At 45.1% G+C, this 26,998-nt stretch carries 22 protein-coding genes and 1 riboswitch; of the genes, 16 read left to right on the forward strand and 6 right to left on the reverse strand.

Features of this window, described 5'->3' with window-relative positions:
• Positions 1–27 precede the first annotated feature (27 nt).
• On the reverse strand, positions 28–327 hold the full coding sequence (locus tag CHRO_RS14080) for a ferredoxin (RefSeq protein WP_015154889.1): 300 nt from the start codon (positions 325–327) through the stop codon (positions 28–30).
• Positions 328–1,038: 711 nt separating this feature from the next.
• Between CHRO_RS14080 and CHRO_RS14085 the strand changes: the two genes are divergently transcribed.
• From CHRO_RS14085 to CHRO_RS32250, 5 genes are all read left to right on the forward strand, one after another.
• Entirely contained in the window at positions 1,039–1,902 is an 864-nt protein-coding gene (locus CHRO_RS14085) for a Tab2/Atab2 family RNA-binding protein (RefSeq protein ID WP_015154890.1), read from the forward strand.
• A 191-nt stretch (positions 1,903–2,093) separates the two neighbouring features.
• Entirely contained in the window at positions 2,094–3,401 is a 1,308-nt protein-coding gene (locus CHRO_RS14090) for a TldD/PmbA family protein (protein ID WP_015154891.1), read from the forward strand.
• A gap of 101 nt (positions 3,402–3,502) precedes the next feature.
• Complete coding sequence (locus tag CHRO_RS14095) at positions 3,503–4,090, forward strand: GDSL-type esterase/lipase family protein (RefSeq protein ID WP_015154892.1); 588 nt, start codon at positions 3,503–3,505, stop codon at positions 4,088–4,090.
• A 167-nt stretch (positions 4,091–4,257) separates the two neighbouring features.
• Complete coding sequence (locus CHRO_RS14100; protein ID WP_015154893.1) at positions 4,258–6,912, forward strand: chloride channel protein; 2,655 nt, start codon at positions 4,258–4,260, stop codon at positions 6,910–6,912.
• Positions 6,893–7,030, forward strand: coding sequence for a hypothetical protein (locus CHRO_RS32250; RefSeq protein ID WP_181824168.1), 138 nt, complete (start codon positions 6,893–6,895; stop codon positions 7,028–7,030). Before CHRO_RS14100 ends, CHRO_RS32250 begins: the two co-directional genes overlap by 20 nt.
• A 29-nt stretch (positions 7,031–7,059) precedes the next feature.
• On the opposite strand, the gene CHRO_RS14105 is transcribed toward CHRO_RS32250, so the two are convergent.
• The 3 genes from CHRO_RS14105 to lpdA form a co-directional block, all read right to left on the reverse strand.
• Complete coding sequence (locus CHRO_RS14105) at positions 7,060–7,317, reverse strand: DUF5340 domain-containing protein (protein ID WP_015154894.1); 258 nt, start codon at positions 7,315–7,317, stop codon at positions 7,060–7,062.
• Between the two features lie 323 nt (positions 7,318–7,640).
• On the reverse strand, positions 7,641–8,522 hold the full coding sequence (gene trpC, locus CHRO_RS14110; RefSeq protein ID WP_015154895.1) for an indole-3-glycerol phosphate synthase TrpC: 882 nt from the start codon (positions 8,520–8,522) through the stop codon (positions 7,641–7,643).
• A 149-nt stretch (positions 8,523–8,671) separates the two neighbouring features.
• Complete coding sequence (lpdA, locus tag CHRO_RS14115) at positions 8,672–10,102, reverse strand: dihydrolipoyl dehydrogenase (protein ID WP_015154896.1); 1,431 nt, start codon at positions 10,100–10,102, stop codon at positions 8,672–8,674.
• Positions 10,103–10,428: 326 nt separating this feature from the next.
• Between lpdA and CHRO_RS31195 the strand changes: the two genes are divergently transcribed.
• The 6 genes from CHRO_RS31195 to CHRO_RS14140 all read left to right on the forward strand — a co-directional run bounded on the left by CHRO_RS31195 (position 10,429) and on the right by CHRO_RS14140 (position 16,608).
• Positions 10,429–10,950, forward strand: a complete 522-nt coding sequence (locus CHRO_RS31195; protein ID WP_051033237.1) for a hypothetical protein — start codon at positions 10,429–10,431, stop codon at positions 10,948–10,950.
• Positions 10,951–10,958: 8 nt separating this feature from the next.
• A complete protein-coding gene (locus CHRO_RS31200; protein WP_051033238.1) occupies positions 10,959–11,459 on the forward strand; it encodes a helix-turn-helix transcriptional regulator in 501 nt (166 codons plus the stop codon).
• Positions 11,460–11,607: 148 nt separating this feature from the next.
• The gene (locus CHRO_RS14125; protein ID WP_245570483.1) at positions 11,608–14,196 is read left to right on the forward strand and encodes a TonB-dependent siderophore receptor; all 2,589 of its coding nucleotides are present in this window, start codon (positions 11,608–11,610) and stop codon (positions 14,194–14,196) included.
• Positions 14,197–14,282: 86 nt separating this feature from the next.
• On the forward strand, positions 14,283–14,753 hold the full coding sequence (locus tag CHRO_RS14130; RefSeq protein WP_015154898.1) for an endonuclease domain-containing protein: 471 nt from the start codon (positions 14,283–14,285) through the stop codon (positions 14,751–14,753).
• A gap of 14 nt (positions 14,754–14,767) precedes the next feature.
• Entirely contained in the window at positions 14,768–15,934 is a 1,167-nt protein-coding gene (locus CHRO_RS14135) for a PepSY-associated TM helix domain-containing protein (protein WP_015154899.1), read from the forward strand.
• 185 nt (positions 15,935–16,119) lie between these two features.
• Positions 16,120–16,608, forward strand: coding sequence for a hypothetical protein (locus CHRO_RS14140; RefSeq protein ID WP_041462480.1), 489 nt, complete (start codon positions 16,120–16,122; stop codon positions 16,606–16,608).
• A gap of 134 nt (positions 16,609–16,742) precedes the next feature.
• Here CHRO_RS14140 and CHRO_RS14145 read toward each other — a convergent pair whose 3' ends face one another.
• Entirely contained in the window at positions 16,743–19,124 is a 2,382-nt protein-coding gene (locus CHRO_RS14145; protein WP_015154901.1) for a helix-turn-helix domain-containing protein, read from the reverse strand.
• Positions 19,125–19,612: 488 nt separating this feature from the next.
• Positions 19,613–19,671, forward strand: a riboswitch (Glutamine riboswitch).
• Positions 19,672–19,705: 34 nt separating this feature from the next.
• Here CHRO_RS14145 and CHRO_RS32255 point away from each other — a divergent pair.
• The 5 genes from CHRO_RS32255 (at position 19,706) to ggt (ending at position 22,965) form a co-directional block, all read left to right on the forward strand.
• Positions 19,706–19,861: a hypothetical protein gene (locus CHRO_RS32255; RefSeq protein WP_015154902.1), complete on the forward strand. Its 156-nt coding sequence runs from the start codon at positions 19,706–19,708 to the stop codon at positions 19,859–19,861.
• A gap of 29 nt (positions 19,862–19,890) precedes the next feature.
• On the forward strand, positions 19,891–20,046 hold the full coding sequence (gene pirA / locus CHRO_RS32260; protein ID WP_015154903.1) for an arginine synthesis PII-interacting regulator PirA: 156 nt from the start codon (positions 19,891–19,893) through the stop codon (positions 20,044–20,046).
• 176 nt (positions 20,047–20,222) lie between these two features.
• On the forward strand, positions 20,223–20,708 hold the full coding sequence (locus CHRO_RS14150) for a hypothetical protein (protein WP_015154904.1): 486 nt from the start codon (positions 20,223–20,225) through the stop codon (positions 20,706–20,708).
• Positions 20,709–20,750: 42 nt separating this feature from the next.
• Positions 20,751–21,200 carry a hypothetical protein gene (locus tag CHRO_RS14155; RefSeq protein ID WP_015154905.1) on the forward strand — a complete coding sequence of 150 codons (450 nt, stop codon included), beginning with the start codon at positions 20,751–20,753 and terminating at the stop codon, positions 21,198–21,200.
• A gap of 10 nt (positions 21,201–21,210) precedes the next feature.
• On the forward strand, positions 21,211–22,965 hold the full coding sequence (ggt, locus tag CHRO_RS14160) for a gamma-glutamyltransferase (RefSeq protein ID WP_015154906.1): 1,755 nt from the start codon (positions 21,211–21,213) through the stop codon (positions 22,963–22,965).
• Positions 22,966–23,041: 76 nt separating this feature from the next.
• Here the strand turns inward: ggt and CHRO_RS14165 are convergent, their stop codons facing one another.
• Positions 23,042–26,731 (reverse strand): WD40 repeat domain-containing protein, encoded by a 3,690-nt coding sequence (locus CHRO_RS14165; RefSeq protein WP_015154907.1) that lies wholly within the window; start codon positions 26,729–26,731, stop codon positions 23,042–23,044.
• Positions 26,732–26,998 lie beyond the last annotated feature (267 nt).

Raw genomic sequence — 26,998 nt, forward strand, 5'->3', positions numbered from 1 at the left:
GCAAGGCAATGCCTTGCCCTTACAAACTTAGTAAAGTTCTTCTTCTTTGTGTGTTTCAATCGTACAGTCAGAAGTAGGATATGCTACGCAGGTTAGTACGTAGCCGCCTTCGATCTGATCGTCATCCAAGAAAGATTGGTCGGACTGGTCTACAGTTCCAGAGACCATTTTGCCCGCACAGGTAGAGCAAGCACCAGCACGACAGGAATATGGTAAATCTAACCCAGCTTCTTCAGCTGCGTCCAGAATATAGGTATCGTCATCCACATCAATCGTGGTATTTAGCCCTTCTGCCTCGTTGATTAATGTGACTTTGTAAGTTGCCATTTAGTTGTCCTCTTTATAGACGGCAGGATAAAATAAGGTATCCCTGTCCTCTCAACGAGTCGCCCTCCAAATTGGCGATCGCGGGAGGAAGATCGCAGCTCTTTAGTCTGAGCGTGGGCGGACAGAAAGTCGAGACGAAACGCCTCTTTCTTATCACTTTTCAGCAACCATGCGTTGGTCGCTCCCATACCCTAAGAGATCGCGTTCGCGACCTGAAATTTGGCACGACCGCACCTGCTCCTCACCAAGGCAAGGAACTCGTTGAATATCCCAAAATCTAGCTTTGGGATGCGTCAAACAGTACGGGTTGCTGCTAAACAGCTTTGCCGCGTTTATTCGATCACATCTCTGATACTACGAGAAAAATTCTCGCTTGTAACGCCGATCCAAGCCTGATTAGTAAAGGAATTTAGTTGTTGCAAACTAATAAGTAATGCTTATAAATAAAGACGACTCATTCCTAAATATATAAAGCACTCTTATAGTTAATATTTTTTTAATAATCAATTCTGTATCAGTTAACAGGGAGCAGGGAGTAGGGAGTAGGGAGTAGGGGAAAGAGAGCAGAGGGGCTTTAGATGTATAGGGGCAGAGGAGAAATTACTAATAACTGGTCGCTGATAACTGACTCACCACTCACTACTGACTAATAAGTGTCAGAAAACGTGTATGTTGATGTTAGGTGAAGTAAAGAAATCGTAATGATAGTTCATGGGTAGCATTTGGGAGATAGATTTCTACTCCCGTCCAATCTTGGATGAGAACCAAAAGAAAGTTTGGGAGGTTGTGGTGTGCGAGAGTCCTTTGGATACGCGCACCGATCCCACTCGCCTGTTTCGGTATGCCCAGTATTGTCCCAGCACCCAAGTGAATTCTGCTTGGTTGCGGACGGCATTACAAGAGGCAATGGCAAAAGCTGGAACTGCACCTACGAAGTTTCGCTTTTTCCGTCGCCAGATGAATAATATGATTACTAAAGCTTGTAAAGATTTGGGCATTCCAGCCCAACCAAGTCGCCGCACTCTGGCGCTACTACAATTGCTAAAAGAACGGATGGATGAAGTTTATCCGCAAGAGCCGGGATATCAACCTACACCAAATCCATCTGTCAAGATGGAATCATCTCCACCACAGCGCTTACCAGATGCGCTAACCGGACAGCAGTGGGCGTTTGTGAATCTGGAAGCAACGGCTTTGGCTGATATGGATGAGTGGGAAATTGCTTTTGGAGAGGCATTTCCTTTACAGATGGTGGGTTTATCACCAGAAACAACAATTCCAGGGCTGTTGATTTTCTCAGAAAGAGCCTTACCGCTAGCGGGATGGATGTCTGGACTCGAATTAGCTTTTATCAGGGTGGAAACTAGTCCAGTAGCACGATTGCTGCTAGAAACTGGTGCTAGCGAGAGTTGGATCTTGGCTAATCTTAAGAATCCGCAAACTGTAGCAGAAGCTCAAGCTTTTGTCAGCGCTAAGCAACAAGCTAATGGCGTACATTTTATTGCCGTGCAGTCCAACCCACAAACCGAGTCGTTCGCCGGTTTTTGGCTGTTACAAGAAGTCTCTATACCGTAATTGAGGGGATAAGGGAGACAAGGGAGACAAGGGAGACAAGGGAGACAAGGGAGACAAGGGAGACAAGGGAGAGAATACCACCAACTCCACACCCTACACCCTACACCCCACACCCCTTCCAGAGCGCACCACTCACCACGTACCACTCTCTTTCCCGACTCCCGACTCCCGACTCCCGACTCCCTAGAATTATGAATTACGAATTACAAAAAGATAACTTAGCAGAACGACTGTTGGAGCTAGCTGCTAAATGTGGGGCAGAGGCAGCGGAAGTGTATCAGGCGCGATCTCAATCTCGACCTGTCTTTTTTGAAGCTAACCGCCTCAAGCAACTAGAAAGCGCCCAGACAGAGGGGACGGCTTTGCGCTTGTGGCGCGATGGTCGTCCAGGGCTAGCAGTTGCTTACGGTTCTGTATCACCTGAGGCGCTAGTCGGTTCAGCCCTTGCTCTGAGCGAACTCAACGAACCCGAACCGATCGAACTTGGTAGTCACTCCCAGACGATCTATCCCAATGTAGGGCAACCGATCGGAGTCGAACAGCTGATCGATTGGGGAAAAGAGGCGATCGCCCAAATCCGCGATGATTTTCCTGAAGTCATGGTGAGTGCTGAGTGGGATTGTGAAATGGAGACAACCCGCTTGGTCAATTCCCTGGGGCTAGATTGCCACTACACCGATACGACACTCAGTTGTTACTTATCAGCAGAGTGGGTACGAGGTGACGATTTTTTAAGCGTATCTGACGGACAAACTCAGCGCGATCGCCTCCAACCAGAGGAAGTAGTCCGACAAATCTTACAACGGCTGGCTTGGGCAAAGGCAAATGTTGCGCCCTCCACAGGGCGTATTCCAGTTTTATTTACCTCCAAGGCGGCTGATATGTTATGGGGAACGATACAAGCGGCTTTGAATGGTAAGCGAGTTTTAGAAACAGCTTCCCCTTGGGCAGAACGCCTTGGTCAGTCCGTGATGGCTAAAGCTTTGACGATATATCAAGACCCAGAAGCAGGACCATTTAGCTGTCCGTTTGACGATGAAGGGACTCCTACCCAACACCGCGTATTCGTTCAAAATGGAGTTCTACAAAATTTTTATTGCGATCGCACCACAGGTAGACAGTTAGGCACTACTACCACCGGAAACGGTTTTCGCCCAGGCTTAGGTAGCTATCCGACACCTGGGTTATTTAATTTATTAATAGAACCTGGAACGAAATCTTTGTCAGATTTGATTAACTTATTAGATAACGGACTGATTGTGGATCAAATGTTAGGTGGTGGCGGTAGTATTTCGGGTGATTTTTCGATCAATATCGATCTCGGCTATCGAGTCAAAAACGGTCAAATTATCGGTCGCGTCAAAGACACGATGGTTGCAGGTAACATCTACAGCGCCGTCAAACAGCTAGTTGCCCTCGGTAGCGATGCCGATTGGAACGGTTCGTGTTACACTCCATCCCTGATTTTAGAAGGGTTGTCAGTGACGGGAAGGGGTTGACAGTGACCAGTGACCAGTGACCAGTGACCAGTGACCAGTGACCAGTGACCAGTGACCAGTGACCAGATCGGCTAATATTCACAAATGACAAATGACCGCTTATGCGTATCTGTTTTATTGGTGACTCTTTTGTTAATGGCACAGGAGATCCTGAGTGTCTCGGTTGGACGGGAAGAATTTGTGTTGCTGCCCAAAAACAAGGATATGACGTTACTTATTACAATTTAGGAGTTAGAAGAGAAACTAGTGCTGATATTAAAGCGCGGTGGTTGCAGGAAGTTTCTTGCCGCTTAAGTCCAGCAGATGATGGTAGAGTTGTGTTTTCTTTTGGAACAAATGATACGACTATAGAAACTGATAAAACTCGTATAGATTTTGTTGAATCTACAGAAAATACTCGCCAAATTTTACAGGTAGCTAGACAAAAATTTCCGGTTTTGATGGTTGGAGCGCCTCCCATAATCGATGCAGAGCAAAATGCTAGAACTGCTCGTTTGTTGGAACAATTCGAGCAAATTTGTTTAGCAACGAATATTCATTATTTAGATATTTTCGCACCTCTGCAAAAATCGCAGACTTGGTTACAAGAAGTAGCAGATTATGACGGCGCTCATCCCCGTGCTGCTGGTTATCAAGAGATTGCTAATTTAGTTCAAAATTGGTCGGGATGGCAGTCTTGGCTTACTTGATGGATTGCCGATCGCGCAACTATTTAGAAAACCTTTAAAGATTTTGTCTCAAATTATGACGAATTGTGGCATCCTGTAGCAAATGATGTGTGGCTAATAGATAGCGAGCAATACTTGCCCTACAGTTACATATTTCCTAGCCTTCTGCCTCTAGACTCTAGCCCCTGATGCCTGCCCTCCGCCAATACTTGCGCCACTGGATGCGTCCCCGCCGCACCAGCGCGATCGCCGAAGCTTGTTTAATTGGTTTAGTCGCCGCTTTATCTGCGGTATTGCTAAAAGCCGGTTCTGGCTGGTTTGGAGCAATGCGAGTCCATCAATCTAACCTGTTTCCAGCCTGGATTTTGCTGCCATCTTTTGGTCTGACTTTTGGGTATTTGTCTGGTTTGCTGGTGGAACGGTTAGCCCCAGAAGCAAGCGGTAGCGGTATTCCTCACGTTAAGGCAGTACTTGCCAACGCTGCGACAGACATATCATGGCGGACTGCTGGGGTCAAGTTACTCGCTTCAACATTAGCAATTGGTTCGGGGTTGACCATAGGCAGACAAGGACCAACCGTGCATATAGGTGCAGCCTTAGCCGCCCAATTTAGCCGTTGGGTTCCCACATCTCCCGACCATCGCCGCCAGATGATTGCCGCAGGTGCAGGTGCGGGATTAGCTGCTGCTTTTAATGCCCCCATTACGGGGGTTTTGTTTGTGGTTGAAGAATTACTCCGCGATTTGTCTAGTTTGACTTTAGGAACGGCAATTCTCGCTTCGTTTATCGGTGCGGTCGTGTCGCGGATTTTAGGTGGTCGCAGCCTGGATTTGAGTTTGGTATTGACTGCCCACTCAACTTCATTCTCGTTAATTGAACTGCCATTTTTCTTGTTACTGGGGATCTTGGCAGGGTTACTAGGTTCTCTGTTTCATCGTGGCATCATTGCGAGTTTAAAATTTTATCGCCAGTTGCACGTTAGCTTATCCCTACGGATTGCCTTAGCTGGGTTAATTTCCGGTATTGCGATCGCCCTTTTACCTCCTACCTTTCGCGATAATAGTGGTTTGAGGGAATTTCTGATTACTGGAGATGCCAGTTTAGAATTAGCCGCGATCGCCTTTGTCGCGCAGTTTATCCTCACTTTAGTTGCTTTTGGTTCGGGTGCGCCAGGAGGATTATTTGCCCCTAGTCTGATTATCGGTTCGGCTTTGGGTTATTTAGTCGGGTTGACAGAAACTCAATTATTAGGTATCGGTTCTCCCGCCACATATGCTTTAGCGGGGATGGGGGCATTTTTTAGCGTCGTCTCTAAAGTCCCGATTACGGCGATCGCGATCGTGTTTGAGATGACGACCGATTTTAACTTAGTCTTACCGTTAATGATCGGCTCTGTAACGGCGTACCTCATTGCCGAACGATTAGCACCTGGATCGCTCTACGATAAGATTTTGCAACTCAACGGGATTAACTTAGAATCAGCAGCCACACCCAAGGGCTTTCTGGCTGAGTTAACAGCAGAAGATGTGATGCAGCGCCGGGTAGAAACTTTAGGGGCGCAAATGATGCTAGATGAGGCAGTACAGGCGTTTTCTCGCTCCCACCATCGCGGCTTTCCCGTCGTCGATAATAGTAAGTTAGTCGGAATTATCACCCAAACCGATTTAGCCAAAATTCGCGATCGCCCCTTACCTGGAGATACTCCAATTAGCGAGGTGATGACTCCCCAACCCGTCACTGTCAGTCCTCACGCAACTCTCGCCCATGTCTTGTATTTGCTCGATCGCTACCAACTCAGCCGCTTACCCGTAGTGGAAAATCGGCGAATGGTGGGCATTATTACCCGTGCCGATATTATCCGCGTTGAAGCTGACAAACTCAACGGCGAGACAGAACAGACAGGTCCCCGTCCTGAACCATCTTATATAGTCTATCAAACGCGATCGCCCAGCACCGGACGTGGCAGAATTTTAGTGCCGATCGCTAACCCCCAAACGGCAGAATTATTGTTACAAATGGCTGCGGCAATTGCCCGCGATCGCGATTACGAACTAGAGTGCATTCAAGTTATCCTCGTCTCTCGCCGCAGTTCCCCCGCTGAAACTTCCGTGCAGACGGGAAAAAGCCGCAAGTTACTCCGTCAAGCCGAGGTGATAGCGAAAAAGCAAAAAATCCCCGTTCATACTCAAATTCGGGTAGCTCACGACACTGCTCAAGCAATATTAGAGACAATTAAAGAACAACACATCGATATTTTGTTGATGGGATGGAAAGGTAACACCATCACTCCTGGGCGAATTTTTGGCAATGTTGTAGACACCCTGATCCGTCAAGCACCCTGCGATGTTGTATTGGTTAAATTTGGTGAAGAGTCAGGAGTCGGTAGGGGCGGGTTTCCAAACCCGCCCGTACGGGAGTCGGAATTCCGAATTCCAAATTACGATCGTTGGCTAGTCCCGATGGCGGGTGGTCCCAATGCGAAAGTAGCGATTAAACTTTTACCACCGCTAGTTTCTCTGGGAGAAGAACCGGAGATTCATCTGTGTCAGGTGTTTGAATCCAAAGAAGCAAAACCCGATTTGAGCGTTTTGCAACAAGCAATTCGTTACTTAGTTAAATATCGACAATTATCAGGCAAAGTCACCGCTGTACCAGTCGTATCGAGTTCTGTTGCAGATGGCTTAATTAATTTAGTTAAGTCTGAAGATTTTGATGTTGTGGTGTTGGGTGCAAGCCGAGAAGGAATGTTGCAAAATGCGATTAAAGGTAATATTCCTGCTCAAATTGCTAATCGGGTAGATAGTACGGTGATTTTGGTACGCGGTGAAATTGATAGTAAGTAGGTTATCTGAGATTTATTTAGATTCTCTAGTTATCAGCGCTAATAAACAGACGATCGCTTATATTAAACCTCGCGGCGGATATGGCGGTTATTTTGTCAAAGTTTGGCAAGCTCTTTAGAGGTCTTGAGCTGACTTTACAAAGTCAAATTATGAAACTGTAGAATGTTCTGTAGTAACTAAATCGGATTCGCTTTGATTTATAGACCAACGAAACTCATAATCTACATGAGCTTGCTGACAACTGGCTTCTAGTTGCTTTTGTTGAGCCGCAGCTTTACGTAAAGAAATAATCAATTGTTGCACTTGCTCTGCTAAAAGAGGATCTTGCCTAACAATAGGTAATGTTTGCTGTTCTAATAACTGCAATACGGCTTCGTAGTGAATTGGAGAAGGAAGGGGAATCATAAGTTAATTCCTAATTCGTAATTCGTAATTCGTAACTTGGAAAGAGGAGAAAGATAAAAGGAATCCAATACTTCTTGGTTAAGAGTCGATCCCCCCAACCCCCCTTTTTAAAGGGGGAACTCTTGCCCCCTTTTTAAGGGGGTTGGGGGATCTTCAAGGGCTATGCATCCTAACCGAGAAGTATTGAAAAGGAATCCTCTTTTACTACCTTTATCTTTCCCATCTTTGACTCACGATTCACTAGTTAAAAGTTAAAAGTCAAAAGTCAAAAGTTAAAATTACCTTTTGCCTCTTGCCTCTCGCCTCTTGCCTCTTACCACCACTCATCCTAACAGGGAAGCGATCGCATTCCCTGGTTCTGGCTGCTTGACTAAAGACTCGCCAACTAGCACTGCTGCTGCACCTGCTTGAGTGACTACAGCTACATCGGCTGGCGCGTGAATTCCCGACTCGCTGACAACTAAAATATCTCGTTGTTTTAATTGTGGCTGACGTGCGGTTAATAGTTGGCTAGTTGTTTGCAAATCGACAGAAAAGTTTTCCAGATTGCGATTATTGATACCTATCAAAGTTACGCCATCCAAAGCCAAAACGCGATCGAGTTCTTCTAGAGTATGGACTTCGATTAAAGCGGCTAACTTCAAAGCTTTAGCAATTTTGATGAAATATTGTAAATCGCGATCGCTCAAAATTGCAGCAATCAACAACACCGCATCAGCACCCCGTAACCGTGCTAGATACATCTGGTAAGGATAGATAATAAAATCCTTACACAACAAAGGTACATCTACCGCAGCGCGAATCTGTTCTAAATAATCGAAACTGCCTTGAAAGAATTTACTATCTGTCAGTACCGAAATACAGCTAGCATTACCTTGCTGATAGGAAAGCGCGATCGCGACTGGATCGAAATCTTCTCGCAATACGCCTTTACTAGGAGAAGCTTTTTTCACCTCAGCAATTACTGCTGGAGAAGTCTTACCTTGACGTAAAGCAGCTATAAAATCGCGAGTTGGGGGTGCAGTTAAGGCTTGCTTTTGTAACTCTACTAGCGGTAGTTTTTCCCGCAAGCGATCGACTTCAATCTCTTTGTGCCACACAATTTCTTCTAAAATATGCTGCGGCTTTGCACCTGGAACTGATACCTGATAGCTCAAATAACTAATCTCAATAGACGGATTTGGCGGACGACGACGGATTTGCATCACTAGGGAGTAGGGAGTAGGGAGTAGGGAGTCGTAGGGGCGGGTTTTGACCAAAAATTTCTAGTTTTGGCTGTGAATCTATCTGCTAAACCCGCCCTTACAAGAGTCGCGTTTGCGCGGAAGTCGGAAGTATTTCACGCACTACGCAATTAAGCATGAACTGCCCGTTTGTACGCTTCATCCAAGACTTCGGACAGGGTAGGATGGGCGTGAACGAGGAAGGCGAGGGAGTGGACGGATTGACGATTGGCGATCGCGGCTGAGGCTTCGTGGATTAAGTCGGAGGCGTGGGAACCGATGATGTGGACTCCCAAGACTTCCCCCGTATCTTGACGGTAGACGACTTTGGCAATTCCATCTGCATCGCCGTCTGCTAGCGCCTTGGAGTTGCCTTTAAAGTATGTTTTGGCGGTTTTGATGGTAAATCCTTCCGCTTCTCCTAATTCCTTTGCTGCGGTTTCTGTCATCCCAACATAGCTAATTTCGGGGTGGGTGAAGGCAGCGGCGGGAATGCTGCGATAATCAATTTGACGCTGGCGATCGCAAATATTTTCGACTGCGACAATTCCTTGAGCGGATGCTGCATGAGCTAACATCATTTTCCCTGTCGCGTCGCCAATTGCCCACAAATGAGGTACGGGTTCGCCGCCAGATAATACAGCCATACTGTCATTAACGGGAATATAACCACGGCGATCGAGTTCTGCGCCTACAGATTCTAGACCTAAATCCTTTGTGGCGGGAATGCGTCCGGTGGCAACTAAGCAGCCGTCTACTTCCAGCGTATCGACATATTCTTTCGTTTTAAAATTTGCCAGTTCGATGACAACTGGGGAACCTGGGATGACTTTCTTGGCGTAAATGCCTACATAAGTTTCAATGTCGCGGGGAGTAATTAAAACTCGTTCGGCAATTTTAGCAATATCGCGATCGAACCCTGGCATTAATTGGTCTAGGGCTTCAATCATGGTAATTTCGCAGCCTAAAGCCGAGTAAACATCGGAAAATTCTAAGCCGATGTAGCCGCTACCAATAATTGCTACCCATTGAGGTAAGGATTCCAACTTAACTGCTTGGTCGCTGGTAAATACAGTCTTGCCATCAATTTCAATTCCTGGGGGAACGAAGGGTATGGAACCAGGGGCAAGGATAATATCTTTAGCAGTAATTGTTTTGTCGCCGCTATCGCTAGTCACCGTGACTTTCTGCTGTCCCGCAACTTTTCCCCTACCGCGAATCGTGTCAACTCCTACACGCTTGAGACTATTTGTCAAGTCGCCTTGCAACTTGCTAACTAAATTTAACGCATGATTAGCGATCGCCTGACGGTCGAACCCAACATTTTCTACCTGAATACCCAGTGCTTTTAAATGGTGTGCGTCGCGCAATTCCCGCACTCGTCCCGATGCTGCCAACAGTGCTTTAGAGGGAATGCAACCGCGATTGACACAGGTTCCGCCCATATCAGCTGCTTCAATGATGGCTGTCTTTAAGCCACAACTGACGGCGTGTAAGGCAGCTCCATGTCCGCCTACCCCAGCGCCAATAATTACTAAATCGTAATCGAATCCCTGACTCACTGAAGTCTCCTCGTGCTTGTTGCTTTTCTTATTCTCTGATTGAGATAGGTTTTAGTGCAAGTTTCTAGGGCAAGAAGGTAGGAGTTGGTAGTTGGTAGTTGGTTAGTTGCTCCCCAGACTTCTCACACTCCCTCAGTCCCCCTTGTCTCCCTTGTCTTTCTCTAGCCCCTTCTTCTGATTTGCTTAAGTTGTCAGCGAACTGCTTAGTACTACAATGTCCTATTAAGAATTTTTATTAATAGTTGCAAAACGAGTTGTAAAAGTGTCTGCGGCATTTTGAGCAACACAGCGACATTGGGGCATTGAGATATTCGGGCATGGGGATAATGGAGTCACTTACTGAAGTAGAATTTGACGAATGGTGTCATGAAACTCTGGTAAAAGAGGAAACTTACTGCGATCGCAATGGATTCGATGTCATTTCCAGGCGACAACATAGTTTTGGCGAACATTACACTCGGTTTGTGGAATTCCGTTCTGAAATGGAATTAGAAATTTGGGAAGGCAACATTTACCGCGATGAGAGCGTGTTAGGACAGCATGAGGAGTTAATGCCCTTGGTATCGAAGTTTTATCTTTCGGGCAGTCATCACGTTCTTACCCCTGGTATCAAAGAAATTCCCGACGATTATGTTGAAAGTGGCGGACAACATTATCTACTTTATTTACCAAACATAGATGAAATCGAACAGTGGTCGGCAGGCGATCGCGTGAAACAGATCCGCATACAATTTCCGCTTGATTGGTTGCGAACTTATAGCAAAGAGCTGGATTCATTACCAATAACATTGCGATCGCTCCTCGATCGACCTAATCCACCGCGATTTCATCAATCAGGTGGGGTATAACTCCCGCCATGCTGAGAGTATTACGACAAATTGACGATGCTCCATATTCGGGTGCAATCAAGCGAATTTATCTCGAAAGCAAGGTTTTAGAACTTTTAGCACTGCAATTCAACCAGTTAGCAGAAAACGAACGCGCGATCCATCCTCTCAGTAGTCTCAAACCCGTTGAAATCGATCGCGTTTATCAAGCACGAGATATTTTAATCAAACAGCTAGACGATCCCCCATCTCTACTAGACTTAGCAAGAATGGTAGGGTTGAGCGATCGCAAGCTCAGACGCGGTTTCCGAGATATCTTTGGTACTACCGTATTTGGCTACTTGCATGACTATCGCATGGAACAGGCACGATTGCTACTTTCTGTCAATAAAATGCGGGTAGCAGATGTAGCGCAGACAGTTGGTTATTCTCATTTAGGACACTTCATCGCCTCATTCAAACGCAAGTTTGGTATTACCCCCAAAGAATGCCAGATGGGAAAAAAGCCAAGTGCCGCTTTTGGGATATAAAATTGCCGCTCTACTGATATGGACATGGGATTTGAGATTCCGTAGGCTAATGCTACGGCATTACTGAGAATCATTTTTTATTGGTGTGAGTGAGATGAAGGCACTGTGTTCCTGTTTATTGGGTTTTCAACTACTTAATTTAAGAGTTTTGGCAACAACTCTGGTATTACTTGTTGCACCGCCAGCTTTGGCAGAAGCGGTTAACGTCGTCGAATCTAGAGATGCTAATCCTCCAGCATCCCTACAGGGGGGTATTTTGATAGCACAACAAAGTAGCATTACTCAAGTGACTGCGGTGCAACTGCAACAAACAGATAAAAGACTGGCAATTATTTTAGAAACACCAGATGGGAAGTCATTGCAAGTCTTTCCTACTAGCTTCGGTAAAACCTTTGTCGTCAATATTCCTAACGCACAGTTAGCACAAGGTAAAACTTTTCGTCAGGAAAACCCTACATCGGGAATTGCTTCTATTGCAGTGACTCAGCAGGGGACGAATAGTATTCGAGTCACGGTGACGGGAACCAGAGATTTACCCAAGGTGGAAGTGGGAAGAAGTAATGGTAGATTAAACTTTAGTCTCACTCCCCTAGGAGTCTCGACAGCACAACAACCGACACCACCAGAAGTACCCCCAGCTGTAAAGCCTGAAAGCGCAACAGAGCCAGAGGCAACAGCACCAGATGCAGATGATGTTACCCCAGAAGGTGCAACCCAACAGCCACCAGCAACGGCTGAGGGAGATGAGGAACAAGAAATCGTGGTGACAGGCGAACAAGAAGGATATAGCGTTCCAGATGCCTCAACTGCAACCAAGACAGATACGCCACTGCGAGACATCCCAGCGAACATTCGGGTAATTCCCCAACAGGTGATAGAAGACCAAGGAGTTGTTCGCATCGAAGAAGCGGTGCGTAACGTTAGTGGTGTTAACTATTCGGAAGACTTCGGCGCTCAAGGTGTAGAGTTCAATGCAAGAGGTTTCACTGTCAATCAGTTCAAAAATGGTTTAGAGGAAGGATTTGCTACTCGCTCTATCCCTGAAACAGCAAATATCGAACGGATTGAAGTGTTGAAAGGACCAGCTTCAGTGCTGTTTGGACAAGCACAACCTGGCGGACTCATCAACCTGGTGACAAAAAGACCACTGCCCGATCCCTTCTACAAAGTCGAGTTTACGGCAGGAAGCTATGACTTTTATCGCCCCACCCTAGATTTTTCCGGTCCGCTCAACTCAGATAAAACTTTAGCTTATCGGCTGAACGTCGCCTATGAAAATGCCGAGAGCTTTCGCGATCGCGTGGAAACAGAGCGGTTTTTCATTGCCCCTGTACTCACTTGGCAAATCGGATCTAACACCACCCTAACGCTAGAAGGTGAATATTTTCACGACAAGCGACCGATTGACCGAGGGTTAATCGCCGTTGGTGACGAGCCAGCCGATATTCCCCTCACCCGTTTTTTGGGCGATCCCCGCCGTCGCTTCGAGGTTGAGGAACACCGAGCCTATCTCTATCTGGATCATCGATTCAATCAAAGCTTGTCACTACGCAACGCCTTGCGGTTCACTAGAACTAAAAAAATCTACAGATCCCTAGAATCTAGCGGTGGATTAGAATTCGGAGAACAACTTTTGCCTCTTTTCGGTTCTTTCGGTCGCGAGTTTTACGAAACTTACACGCTACAAACTGACTTAATTGGCAAGTTTAATACTGGTACAGTCGCGCACACGGTTTTGCTTGGTCTAGAACTTGTAAGACAGACTGGAATCTATTTCGATAATCAGGACGCTCAAGATGCTGCCGTTATTGATATTTTTAACCCAAGCTACGACTTTCCCCCAATCGACTTTCAAGACCAACCTGGTAGCGATGGCAATACTAGGGCGAACACGATTGGAGTTTATCTGCAAGACCAGATTACGTTGCTAGACAACCTCAAACTCGTGCTAGGAGGTAGGTTTGATAGCTACGACTCTGAGGATCGCTACAGCGATTCCTCTTCCAACACCAGCTCCGAAGCCAGCGAATTTTCGCCACGAGCAGGGATTGTTTACCAACCGAGTGAAACTGTTTCCCTCTATGCTAACTATAGTCGCGCTTTCGTGCCGCAGAGTGGCAGAATTACTGGTGGCGGTGCTGCTAAACCAGAGCGCGGCACTCAGTACGAAGTGGGTGTAAAAGCCGACTTTTTGGATAATCGCCTTTCCTCCACTCTAGCAGCCTATGAAATTACTAAAAGTAACGTCCTCACGGAAGATCCCAGCGATCCCGATTTTTCGATTCAGGTAGGAGAACAACGCAGTCGCGGAATTGAGTTTGATGTCGCTGGGGAAATTGTCCCTGGTTGGAATGTTATTGCTTCCTATGCCTACACTGATGCTGAAATTACAGAAGATAACACCTATGCAGTAGGTAATCGCCTCGATAACGTTCCTTTCAATACTGCTAGCCTGTGGACAACTTACAGAATCCAGAAAGGCTCTTTGGAAGGATTGGGATTTGGTGCAGGTATCTTTTATGTTGACAGTCGCCAGGGAGATTTAGATAACTCGTTTGAAGTGCCTAGTTACACTCGCGTTGATGCTGCTATTTACTACGAAAAAGATAACTTCAAAGCCGCATTGAATTTCAAAAACTTGCTTGATGTCGAATACTTTGTGGGGGTGCAGAACAGAAGAAATGTTCCCCCTGGTGCGCCTTTCACTGTACAAGGAACAGTTTCGTGGGAGTTTTAAATCCTTATCCTACTCCCTCCCCTTTGCAAGGGGAGGGCAGGGGAGGGTAAAGGGAAAACTAAGTGAAATAGTTCTGAGAAATAGCTATGACGAAACTCTACAACAAAACGTCCGAACAAGAGAAAAGGCGATCGCTTCGCAAAAATATGCCGCTAGCTGAAAAGATGATTTGGTCAAAACTTAGGTGTCAGCAGATTGACAACTGTAAATTTCGTAGACAATACAGCATTGATGCATTTGTAATTGATTTTTATTCAACCGAATTTAAACTAGCTATAGAAATTGATGGAGATAGTCATTACCAAGACGGAGTACCGAATTATGACCGCGAAAGGCAAGTTTTTCTTGAAGCAACGGGCGCTAAAGTTTTGCGATTTACTAATCGAGAGGTTTATGAGAATTTGAATCAGGTATTGGAGGTTGTTTCACAGGCGATTCGCCAATTGCGGAAGTATCCCCTCCCCAACCCTCCCCTTGCAAAGGGGAGGGAGCTAGAGAGCAGCTCTCTGGGTGTCAAGGGGAGGGAAAAAAAGGAGTTATTAACACGAATATCTTAATAAAAGCAATTACCATGAATTCTAAAAAACTACGCAATACAGTATTTATCTTGCATCGATATCTTGGTTTAGTCTTAGGATTGGTGCTGATTATTGTTGGTTTAACAGGTAGTTTATTAGTTTTTCAACATGAAATTAGCGACTTCATCCTACACCAACAAATAGAAAAAATTACTCCTCAAGGACGCTCGTTACCCATTGCCACAATTCTAGAGCGCGTCCAAACACATTACGCTCAACAACCAGATATTACAGCACGACGGGTTTATCTTCCCGCAACTTCTGACGAACCAATAAATATTTATCTCAAAAGTAAAACTGATGAATGGGCAATAGTCTATGTTAACCCTTATACGGGGGCAGTTTTGGGAGATAGTTTATCTGGACAAGACATCTGGCAGCAATTTTTAATGAAGGTTTACGAACTTCACTATGCTCTTTTAGCAGGCGATTTTGGGATTAAACTTGTTGGTGTAGTTGGTTTACTAACATGCATTCTGATTATTACAGGTATATTTCTTTGGTCGGGTTGGCGTAAGTTAATCGCAGGTTTTAAAATCAAGTGGAACGCTCACCCGAAGCGAGTTAGTTTTGACATTCACAAAGTTGCAGGTATTGTTACAGCTATCTTCTTATTTCTTACTTTTTTTACGGGATTTTGCTGGAATCTCAGCGAAATTGCTCGACCATTTATATACGCTGTCACCTTCAGTTCCATGCCTGCTGATGATGCTAAGTCATCTCCTGTAGCTAATAAATCTCCTTTGCCATTTAGCGATCGCTTTCTGGAAGTAGCTGATGCAGCTTTACCAGAATTTCGGACTATCTATGTTGCCCTACCCGCAGATAGTGACGAACCAAATGGTGCTTTTATAATTCGCAAAAGTTCGTCACCTCACAGCAATATCTGGGACAGCAGTGTTTTCATCGATGCTTATAATGGAAAAATTTTGCGGGTGGACAATGGGTTAACTGCATCGTTAGGAACTAAGCTTGAGAATGCTTTCGGACCACTGCACTACGGTACTTTCTGGGGATTGCCAAGCCGTATCCTTTACGTATTTGTCGGTCTTGCGCCGCTAATTTTATTCATTACTGGCTTTACGATGTATCGATACCGATATCGGGCAAAATCCGATCGCACGACAAAAATCAGAGACTTCACCACTACAGGGAAATGAGTAAGGTTTTTAACTTCTGACTTTTGCGCCAACGTAACTTCCGACTTCTTCAATTATGAGCTACCTCAAAGACATCACCGTGTATTCCTGGCAAATTGGTAACGTGATGAGTTGAGAGGAATACATAGAAATCCTATCTCATCTCAGGAAGTATTTAGTTGTTTTTGGACTTTAGATTTGAAATGATGCAGCCTACTTTAGAAACATTTGCCCAACACTTAGATTTGTCTCGCGATCGCTTAGAAGCTTTACTCTCCCAGTCTCTTACTGAATGTCTAAATTCTCCCGAACTACAACAACAGTTAAGCAGCTTGGATGTTTCGTTACTAAAGCAAACTTTACCGATCGCTGGTAGCGTTTTAGCTGAGCGATTACCTCCTTTTTATCACTGGTTGCAAACAGAGTTGGGTGTGAAGCGCGTTCCCGATAGTCCAGAGCATACAACAAAATGGGTCATTGGTTTTGTCAATAATCAAGAAAGTCTATCGCGCTTAGTAGAACTTCATCGTCCAGTTTCTCGTTTGGCGATGGAACGTTCTGTTCCTTCTCTGGTAGGAATGTTTGAAGGTGTGGAAGATTTGCAGGTTAGGCAAGAGTGGCAAAAAGCTATATCGGCTCTTTGTTTGGTACTGGTTGTTGCAGCGCGTGAAGTTGAACGATGTGTGAGTGTGTAGCCCCAAACTGATACGATTTTGTTAAGACTGCACTACGGAAGATCCCCCTAACCCCCCTTTTTAAGGGGGGCTAAGAATTGTACAATTTTCCCCTCGTTAAGGGGGATATTCATTGGAATTAGTACGAGCGAATTCTATGCGTCGATTTTCGCTCGCAATACTTTTTTTACTTGCCGTGGTGCATTCATCTGAGTAAATAGCTGTAGCGATCGCTCTAAATTTTGCTTCCCATGCTCAAACTCTTTCATACTTATATAAGTTAAACCTAACTGAAAATAAGCCTCGGCTAGATCGCATTTTGCACCAATTTGCTCTAAAATTTCGATTGCTTCTATATGTTTATTTATAGCCAATTTAAATAAAGATTGCTGGCGATCGCTCTCAGCTAATCCACTTAGTGTTTTTGCTTTGATTTGCAGATAATGGCTTTTTTCGGCATCAGCTAGGGAAAGAGAAAACATCTCTTGCGCTTTTTCTCTATTACCTAAATTGACATAAGTTTGACCGAGGATTTGCACAAAATAAGCAAAGCTGCCACTTTGATTATTTAGTTCAGACATAATCGAGTCATAAATCGGTTCGACTAGGTTATATGCTGTTTGATGCCCGCCTAAATAAGAATTGACTAAAGCTAAACATACGCTAGCTTTTTCTGCCCAGCGATGATGAGTTGTATTTTGAGCTAGATCTATGACTTGCTGAAATAATTCGGCTGCTGTCTCTAATTCCCACAAATCTATATTGTACAATCCCATACTGAGTAAGGAATCTACTTCTAGCATTTTTAAGTAATACAATTTGTAGCGATCGCCTTGACTAAACTCTAAAATTCCCAATGATTGAGTTGCTAAACTGATAGTTTTCTCTTGACATTCTATCGCTGCGTGAATTTTACCAGCAGTCCAATACAAATCTCCTAAAATATTATATAATTCTCCCAAACAAGGAGTAGATTGTATATTTTGGAGGATTTGAGTTACCGCCCCCAAAATGGGTTGAATTAAACCCATTCTATACAACGTTCCACCCAGAGGTAAAAACTGTCCCCACTGATTATTTCTACTTTTAAGAATAACTCTAGCAGCTAATTCAAAATCGTTGATTTCGACATAGTGATAGTATGCTTCCAGAGCTTGTAAAGCATCTTTTATGGTATCAATTGTTGCTACGCTATCCGTCCAAAATTCTGCGGCTTTACAATTCACAACTATCCATTCATCGCTAGCACGCAACCTCGCGATCGCCTCAGCACGAATTGCTGGATGCAGCCAGTATTCCCCCTGTTGAAATTCAACTAAACAGCGATCGCGTAAAGCTGTCATAATTTGTCGTTGCTGTTGAGGTGGTACGTCCCACAATAAATTTAAAATTCCTTGGGTAGGAATCTTTGCCACATCTTGATAGCGATAACACCCCAGGCGACACAATAAGCGGTAGGCTGGCAGATCGAGTGTTTGCAAACGGTGAAATTGACTGGCAATTAAATTCTTCAAATCGGTGACAGCCAAGGGATCGGTATGGTTTTCTTGCCAATACGCGATCGCATCACCTGCAAAATCTGCTTGAATTGTACCGCAAAGAATTCCCATGACTTTAGCGTTACCACCATAGGCTTGATGCATCTGTTGGATTGTTGGTAAGTCAATTGCAATTTGACGATAACTAAAATATTGCTGCCATGCTGGAAGATCTAAACCAGGTAAACGGTAGTGTTCTACATTTAAACTCGGTTCGCACAGGCGATCGCGACTTGTAATTAAAGTCACGGATTGTACTTTCGGATCGGTTAAAATCCGAAACAGCTCTACATAGCTACGATGAGACGCAATTAAACGTCCTTGGCGATCTAATGCAGGTTCTAAGTTATCGATTAACACCCCTATCCGTCGCATTTGTAAATGGCGTTTGAGTCTATCTAAAGTTACGCCAAATTCTAAGCCTGGTTCCTCTTGTAAGTCTTGTTTCAACCACTCTTCTACGACTCGTTCAGCAGAAGTCAGGTTCTGCGTTTCCTTTGCTACTAGCAGTTCTAGCACCACTTCAAAATTTTGGGATTGCAAGTATTGCTGTGCTAGGGTGGTTTTTCCCAATCCGCCTTCACCCTGAATGACGATCGCCTTACTATCCAAACTTACCAGGCGATCGAGATGCGCGATCGCTTCGGTTCTGCCGACGAAATTTGGCTTGGCGTGCAGATCCCCCCAATCTCCCTTCACAAGGGGGGCTAAAATTGACAGATTTCCCCGATCTTTTGATGTATGCAGACATCGTTCTAAAACTGCACGACAGTTAATCTTATTAATCTTCTCTCCCAAAGTTTGAGACAGTACGCGCCACAGATGAGAACCAACATCTTTAACGTGTCCTTCTGTATAGCCGCAGTAGGCTGCAATTTCAGGATATTTGCGTCCCTGCCAAACCTGCTGAAGAATCTGTTTTTGTAGAGAATTTAACCCTTCGCCAGTTTTGGTCAATATGAGATTATCCACCCATGCCAATGCTGTTTCACCGTCCATAGGTTGCTGAGGATGAAAGCCATACTTAGTATAACTTGTCACAGTAAAAGGAGACAGGAGACAGAAAATAGGACATACGAAACAGAATTTAAAAATTCAAATATCCGTTGTAGGGGCAGGTTTACCGAGTTATTTCGAGTAGTATCGCAGAAATTGCGGGAAAACCTGCCCTAACCAATTTCATCATAGAGGCAGGTTTACCGAGTTATTCCGGGTAGTACAAAGGTTTCTCGTCAACTTACCCTGACAAATTTTTTAGCAAAGCGCGAGAAGGTTAAGACCTCAAAGTTAACTCTCACCTTTGAAACGCAAGGTATTTCCTTCTGATTTCTGCTTTCTGCCCTCTGCTGCTGCTATAGAATTAATTAGCAAAATTGAATATTTTGTAGTTTAAGTTACATTAACTTATTTAGATTTATGATTCATTCCGTCCTCAGATAGACCCAAATGAGAAAAATGGCTGATATTGTAATGAATGTAAAGGATAAATCGTTCATCTCTCCAGTGGAGGGACGGAAGTAGAGAAAAACTCTCGAAGGAACGCGCCTCATTCGTAACACAACAACAAGAAAGAGGCGAATATGAAATCTAACAATATTGGTATTCAATCTAACTCCGATCGCGTGTCTGTTTCTGCGCAAGCAAGATTGTTAATGAGCTTGAATCGTCAGAAGCAACACAACCGCCAGCAGTCCATGCTACAACGCACAGCATCAGAAGTAGGTACTGAAGGCTAGAAAAAGATCGAAGCAAGGAGTAAATAGCCATGAATGCAAGTAGAAAGCCAAGCTACAAAGAGGTAGCAAGAGTTCATCGCTCGAATATTTTGGAAAGCTTAGAACGGCGCTTGCAAGCTGCCAGAGCCAAGGGTGACGATCGCTTGACTTCCCAATTGGAAGCAGAGCTGAAGTACTACCAATAAGCCTAGCTAATTAAGTTTAGCCAAAGTGGGGGATGCGATCGATGCATCCCCTATTTGCGATCGCAAGTCACAAATCACGAGTCAGAAACCACATTTCTTTCCCTGCTCGTGCGCTCCCTACTCCCTACTCCCTAAATGGGGTAAACTCAGTGTGATAGTAGCAGCTTTTGTGTCATATGGATTTAGACCGACAAATTAAAGTCCTGATTGACGAAGCGCCTCAAGATGGCGTGACTCCGCAAGTTGTTGCTGCTGTCGCTCCTGTATTGGTACTGCTTGCTGGCAGGCTGCGCCATTTAGAATACTATATTTTGCAAAACTTAGATCGAGACTGGGTAGTCACTACGTTAAGCGATCGCGCTAACTCAAAAGTGACCAAGCGCGTTATCTATGCTTTCCCCACACTTGCAGATGTTTCAGCTGTAGCAGTCTCGGAACAAGACCCGGAAATTGTCGCTTCACCCTTACCCGTCACTCACATATTATTTCAGCTTTTTGCCCTGGAAACAGTAGACAGTATCATTTTCTTCGATACCCCAGGAGATCTAAATCGGGGAACGGATATCCAACGGAGAGAATTGCAAAAGTTGATAAAGCTGCAAATGCAACCGCGATCGACTCCCGCTAGTCCCTTCAATCAAATTCCTCCCGACATTGCTTAATAACTCCCTCTACTCATTAGTTGTTAGAGAAGGATTAGTAATATGCCAAGGAATAGCTCTAATAAATCTAAAGGGGTGAAGCCTAGAAAACGACATAAGTTTTTTCTGAATCCCTATGAAGACTCCGCCTTCACGAAATGCCCTAAATGTGAAACAAAAACTAAAATTCGTAAAATTCCCCTAGTCATTCATATCGATCCACATCAACTTTTTTTACTCAATAAACAATGTAGATATTGCCCAAATTGCGATCTCATCATCACTAAAAAACAGGAAATTGAATCATTGTTAGCTATTAGCTTTAGCCAATCTCATCCTGAATTCATTGGTAATGAGTATTTGGTAATGGGAACCCTCGATCGGCAAGATTGGCAAGCAGGTAACAAAGGAACTCTCGCTCCTGAGAAAATAATAGAACAAATGTATATTTTCAAAGATGTATGGAATTTTGAAGTAATTCCGGCAGGATGGTATCCTGCTAACGAGAAGTAGAATTACACTGATGAAAGCAAATAGATTTTGCCTCTACTTTGGTTTACTAGCCCTTGTCTTCAGTACAGCTCTATCTCCAACTGTAGGACAAGAGCGAGTTGCACCAGTAATTAGCAACGATCGCGCGGTTCGCAAAGCTGTACGCACTCAAAAGTATATGGCAGTGGCAGCTCACCCGCTAGCAGCGGCAGCAGGTAGTGATATTCTGCGGCGGGGAGGTAGTGCTGTTGATGCAGCGATCGCCATTCAAATGGTACTAGGTTTAGTTGAGCCGCAGTATTCTGGAATTGGTGGCGGGGCTTTTTTAACCTATTACGATGCCAAACGCAAACAAGTTCGCACTTATGACGGTCGCGAAACGGCTCCAGCAGCGGCTCGACCGGATCGTTTTCTGAATGCAGGTGGCAAACCACTCCAATTTTACGATGCGGTTGTAGGTGGAAAGTCTGTCGGCGTACCTGGAGTAGTCAGGATGCTGGAAATGGTACACAAGGCACATGGTAAGTTGCCTTGGCGAGAACTATTTCAACCCGCAATTCAACTGGCGCAGCAGGGCTTTCCCATCTCGCCTTTATTGTACGATCGCCTCAGCAAAGAAAAGTATTTACCAAGCCTAGAACCAGCTCGCAGCTATTTCTATCAAGCGGATGGCACGCCTAAACCTGTGGGGACAATTCTCGTCAATCGTCCTTATGCTGAGGTATTGAGCCGGATTGCGAATTCCGGTGCTGATGCCTTTTATCAGGGTGAAATTGCCAGAGACATTGCGAATACAGTCCAAAAAGCTACCGTAGCAGGCGACTTAACAACTGACGATTTAGCAACATACCAAGCCAAAGAGCGATCGCCTGTATGTGGAGTTTATCGAGTTTACAAAGTGTGCAGTATGGGACCACCTAGTTCTGGTGGTTTAACCGTGTTGCAGATTCTCGGTATGCTGGAAAACTTTCAATTATCTACCCTCAAACCAGAATCATCCCAAGCAGCGCATTTATTTGCCGAAGCAGGACGGCTAGCTTTTGCCGACCGAGGCTTATATATGGCTGATGCTGATTTCGTTCCCGTACCAGTCAATGAATTAATCGATCCCGAATATCTGAATAATCGCGCCAAGCTGATTAATCCTCAACGCGCCTTAACCGATGCCGAACCAGGCGAATTGCGATCGTCGCAAAAGTTAGTCTGGGGACAAGATAATGCGATCGAATTTCCCTCAACCAGCCATACAACAATTGTCGATCGCAATGGCAACTCAGTCTCTATGACGACCAGTATTGAAGATACTTTTGGCTCTAGATTGATGGTACGGGGCTTTTTACTCAACAATCAACTCACAGATTTTTCTTTTTCACCCACAACACCCGATGGAAAAGCGATCGCCAATCGGGTAGAAGCGAGAAAGCGCCCTAGAAGTTCGATGGCTCCCACTATGGTATTCGATCGCCAGGGTAAACTGGTGATGGCAGTTGGTTCGGCTGGCGGTGCTAGAATTATCAACTACGTCGCGCAAGCATTAATTGCCGTTTTAGACTGGAACTTAGACAGCCAACAAGCAGTATCCCTACCCCATTATGGCAATCGCGACGGGGCAACGGAACTAGAAGCAAATACAAATCTTGTTAACCTTCAGCAAAGCTTAGAGGCGATCGGTCATTCCGTACAAATTGTAGAACAAATCAGCGGTTCTCATGCGATCGTCCGTACCGAAAAAGGTCTAGTCGGTGGAGCCGATCCCCGTCGCGAAGGAATAGCGGCAGGAGAATAACAATTATTAGTTAGGGACAAGGGGGATGAGGGAGACAAGGGGGACAAGGAGGATAACTACAACCACCAACTACCCATTACCCATTACCCATTACCCATTCTGTTGCTCCTAAAGCTTTTAATGTGGCGATCGCTGCCTCAGTTAAACCAGTTACGCCAGCAATATTCATCCCTTCATAGGGTCTTTGCGCCCGCAATATCTTGAGAGATTTGCCTGTATTTGCATCCCATAGTCTAATCGTCTCATCCTGGCTGCCACTGGCAAGAATTTGTCCGTCAGTACTGAAAGCAACCGACCAAATTAAATCGGTGTGTCCCTGGAGAGTATGTCTGCATTCACCAGTTTCGACATTCCACAACTTGATGCTATAGTCGCTGCTGCCACTTGCTACAGTCTGCCCGTCAGGGCTGAAGGCAACTGACCAAACTCGGCTTGTATGTTCCTGGAGAGTTTGGTAACATTTCCCCATTTGCCAATCCCATAACTTGACTGTGCGATCGCCGCTACCACTTGCCAGGGTTTGTCCGTCAGGACTGAAGGCAACTGCCCACACCCAATTGTCATGTCCTTGTAACGTGTTGTGGCACTCTCCGGTTTCAGTATTCCACAACTTAATTGTGTGGTCGTCGCTACCGCTAGCTAGAAAGTTGCCATCTACACTAAAGGCAACTGACCAGACTCGGTTGGTATGCCCTTGCAACTTATGCAGGGTTTTGCCGCTGAGGATATCCCATAACCTCACCGTATAGTCATCGCAGCCACCAGCCAAAATGTAGCCGTTGGGGTGAAAAGCCAGGGATCTGACTCCGCTGTAGGCTTGGATCGTATTGTAGCGATCGCCAGTTGAAGCATTCCAAAGCCCGATGGTATAGTCACCGCTACCGCTGGCTATGGTTTGACCGTCAGGGCTAAAGGCAACAGCCCAAACTCTATTACCATGACCGTGTAACGTGCGATCGCACTCTCCTGTTTCGACGTTCCACAATCGCACGGTTTTATCATCGTTACCGCTAGCTAGCATTCCGGTTGGATGTGAGGCTAGCGGACGGGGATGAAAAGCAACCGACCAGACGCGGCTAGTGTAACCCTGAAGGGTTTTGATACATTTTCCATCCGTGACATTCCAGATCTTGATCGTATGGTCGCCGCTCCCGCTAGCCAAGGTTTTGCCGTCAGGACTAAAAGCTACAGATCTAATCCAATTTGTATGTCCCGCCAGCGTCCGACAGCATTCTCCCGTCTGTACGTCCCAGAGTCGAATTGTATAATCTTCGCTGCCGCTGGCTACCATATCTCCCCCAGAGCTAAAAGCAACAGTCCTGATCCAGTTTGTATGTCCGCATAGAGTCCGCAGACATTCCCCCGTGCTAGTTTGCCACAACTTGACAGTGCGATCGCTACTACTAGCGAGCATCTCGCCATCGGGACTAAAGGCAACTGACCAGACTTGAGTTGTATGTCCCTGTAGAGTTTTGATACACTCTCCCGTGCCAACATCCCACAATCGCACGGTACAGTCTACACTACCACTAGCTAGGGTTTTGCCATCGGGACTGAAGGCGATGCTTCTAATCCAGTTCGTATGTCCGAACAAAGTCTGGTAACATTCTCCTGTCTGCCAATGCCATAGCTTGACAGTACTATCTTCACTCCCACTAGCTATAGTTTTGCCGTCGGGACTGAAAGCCACTGACCAAATGCGATGTGTATGTGGCAAAATACAACGGCATTCACCGCTACGGGTATCCCACAAACGAACTGTTTTGTCATCGCTGGCACTTGCTAAAACACTACCGTCAGGATTAAACATAACCGACCAGATCCAATTTGTATGTCCTTTCAAAGTCAGCAGTTTTTTCCAATCTGCAACTTGCCATAGCCGAATTGCTCCATCAGCATCTCCTGTTGCCAATAGCTTGCCTGTGGGACTAAAAGCTACGGCTGGAGTCACGCTTAAATCTTCGGTAAAAACCGATTTGGCAAGATCGGCACGGGCAAAGTTGACTTGCTTTAAGTTGCGTCCGGCTAAATATGCTTGCCATACGCAGAGGTTAGAAAAATCCCATCCGCGCAGATCGATCTTGAGATGAGTTAGCAAGTTCAGAATATTTCCTGCCAAATACCCTGGCGATCGCGCCGATCTTTGTCGCCAATTAGTTAGAATTTGCCCTAAGCGATCGACAAGGCTACTGAGATTTGTTTGAGCTAAAAGTTTATCGACAAGTGGTATGATAATCAGCCGAATTTGCGTATCTCTAATGTAATCTTTTGCTTGCGCTTCAAGAATGGCATGACTGTTAAATAAACCGATCGCCCCCCTGACTATTTCTCCACATATGCGTTCGATAAAGCGATCGATCGCAAAATCCATTACAACTGGTTGTTGGGTAAAGCCCGTAGCGGTTTTCTCAATCAGCGATCGCTGTCCTAAAGATCGAAGAGTTTCTGGTAGTTTTTGCTTCGCTTCTAAGGACAAAACATTTTCTCGCAGTGCTGTAAAAGCGATTGGCTCCCGTTCGACTGCCAGCCAATACATCACTTCTATTTCTAATTTTGATATCCGATTCATCTGCCGCTCTAATAAATCGCGGATATCATCAAAAACTAATGTTCCCGTGCGTAAGGTTGCTAAAAATATAGTTAGATTGCTATCAAATAAGTCCTGAATTCCTGCAGCCACCATCTTTAAAGCAAGAGGATTCCCAGCATAATGCTCGATTAACCTTTGCCATTCTAAATCGGAACCGACAAAATTTCCCTTAGCGCGAAAAATTTCTCGTCCTGCGGCAATATTTAGACCTTCCAACTGTAGAGAACGTACTGGTAGTGTTTCGCCTTCGAGCAAGACAATTTCTTTTGGTTTTTCTCGGCTAGTTAGTACTAAACAACTCGTATGACGGACTTCTCCAATGCGTTGTAATAATTCGCCATAGGCTTGATATCCTTCTCGATATTGTCCTGCATGTTCGCCTCCACGCAGAATACTTTCGACGTTATCTAGTACTAACAAACAGCGATGGTGGCGCAAATATTCTAGCAGCATACTGATACAGCGATCGAGATCTTGGGATAATGTCGCCGCTGTTTCTTGTTGATGAGAGAGAAATTGAACGATCCCACCGAGTAATTCTGCTAGAGGCGGAGCGTTACGCAAACTGCGCCAAACAATATATTCAAATTCTGATTGCAAGTTTTCTGCTAGGGCGATCGATAAGGCAGTTTTCCCCATACCACCCATACCCAATACCGCCACTAAACGACAGCGTGAAGCGGAGCTGTCGCCTCTAGGCGAATCGTTCTTAATCCACTGCTCTAAAGTCGCTAACTCCTCGCTCCGCCCGTAAAATGTTGCTACATCTACCGCTTCGCCCCAGTCTATGTGGGTAATTGGTAATTGGTAATTGGTAGTTGGTGAAAGGCGAGAGGCGAGAGGCGAGAGACGAGTGCTAAATTTTGAATTTGGAATTCCAAATTCCGAATTCCGAATTCCGAATTCCGAATTCTCCCTGCTCCCAAGTTCGGAAGCTCGTCGCCGCAAGACGGCACGAAAGTTACTTTTCGTGACTTCTTCTGAGAGAGCTTTAGAAAGTAACTTCCATAGTTTAGAACCTACATCTTTAATGTAATTAGCATCGTAGTCAGAGCTTTCGGCGATTTCGGGATAAGTCTGACCTTCCCAGGCTTTGCGAAAGACTAGTTCCTGAATGTCGTTGAGTCCCCGATCGAGAAATGCATCTAGAATTACTAGTGCTTCGTCAACGTTCATTTTTTAATAAAAATTTGTTCTTTGATGATTTTGACTGTTCTAGGCTATGTTTGTTTTTTTTCGCTAGTTTGTATTTATTTTTTTGTGTTTCTCTATTAAGTTACACTAGAAATCAGTCGCAAATCCCCTATATACTTAAAAGTTCAAAATTCTATATAGTTTAAGATTTTTTTAATTATTTGAGCTTTTCTGAATCAGTTATCAGTGAATAGGGAGTAGGGAGCAGTTATCAGTGTAAAGACGTTACATGTAACGTCTCTACAAAGT

It is taken from the genome of Chroococcidiopsis thermalis PCC 7203, assembly GCF_000317125.1.
GTDB lineage: Bacteria > Cyanobacteriota > Cyanobacteriia > Cyanobacteriales > Chroococcidiopsidaceae > Chroococcidiopsis > Chroococcidiopsis thermalis.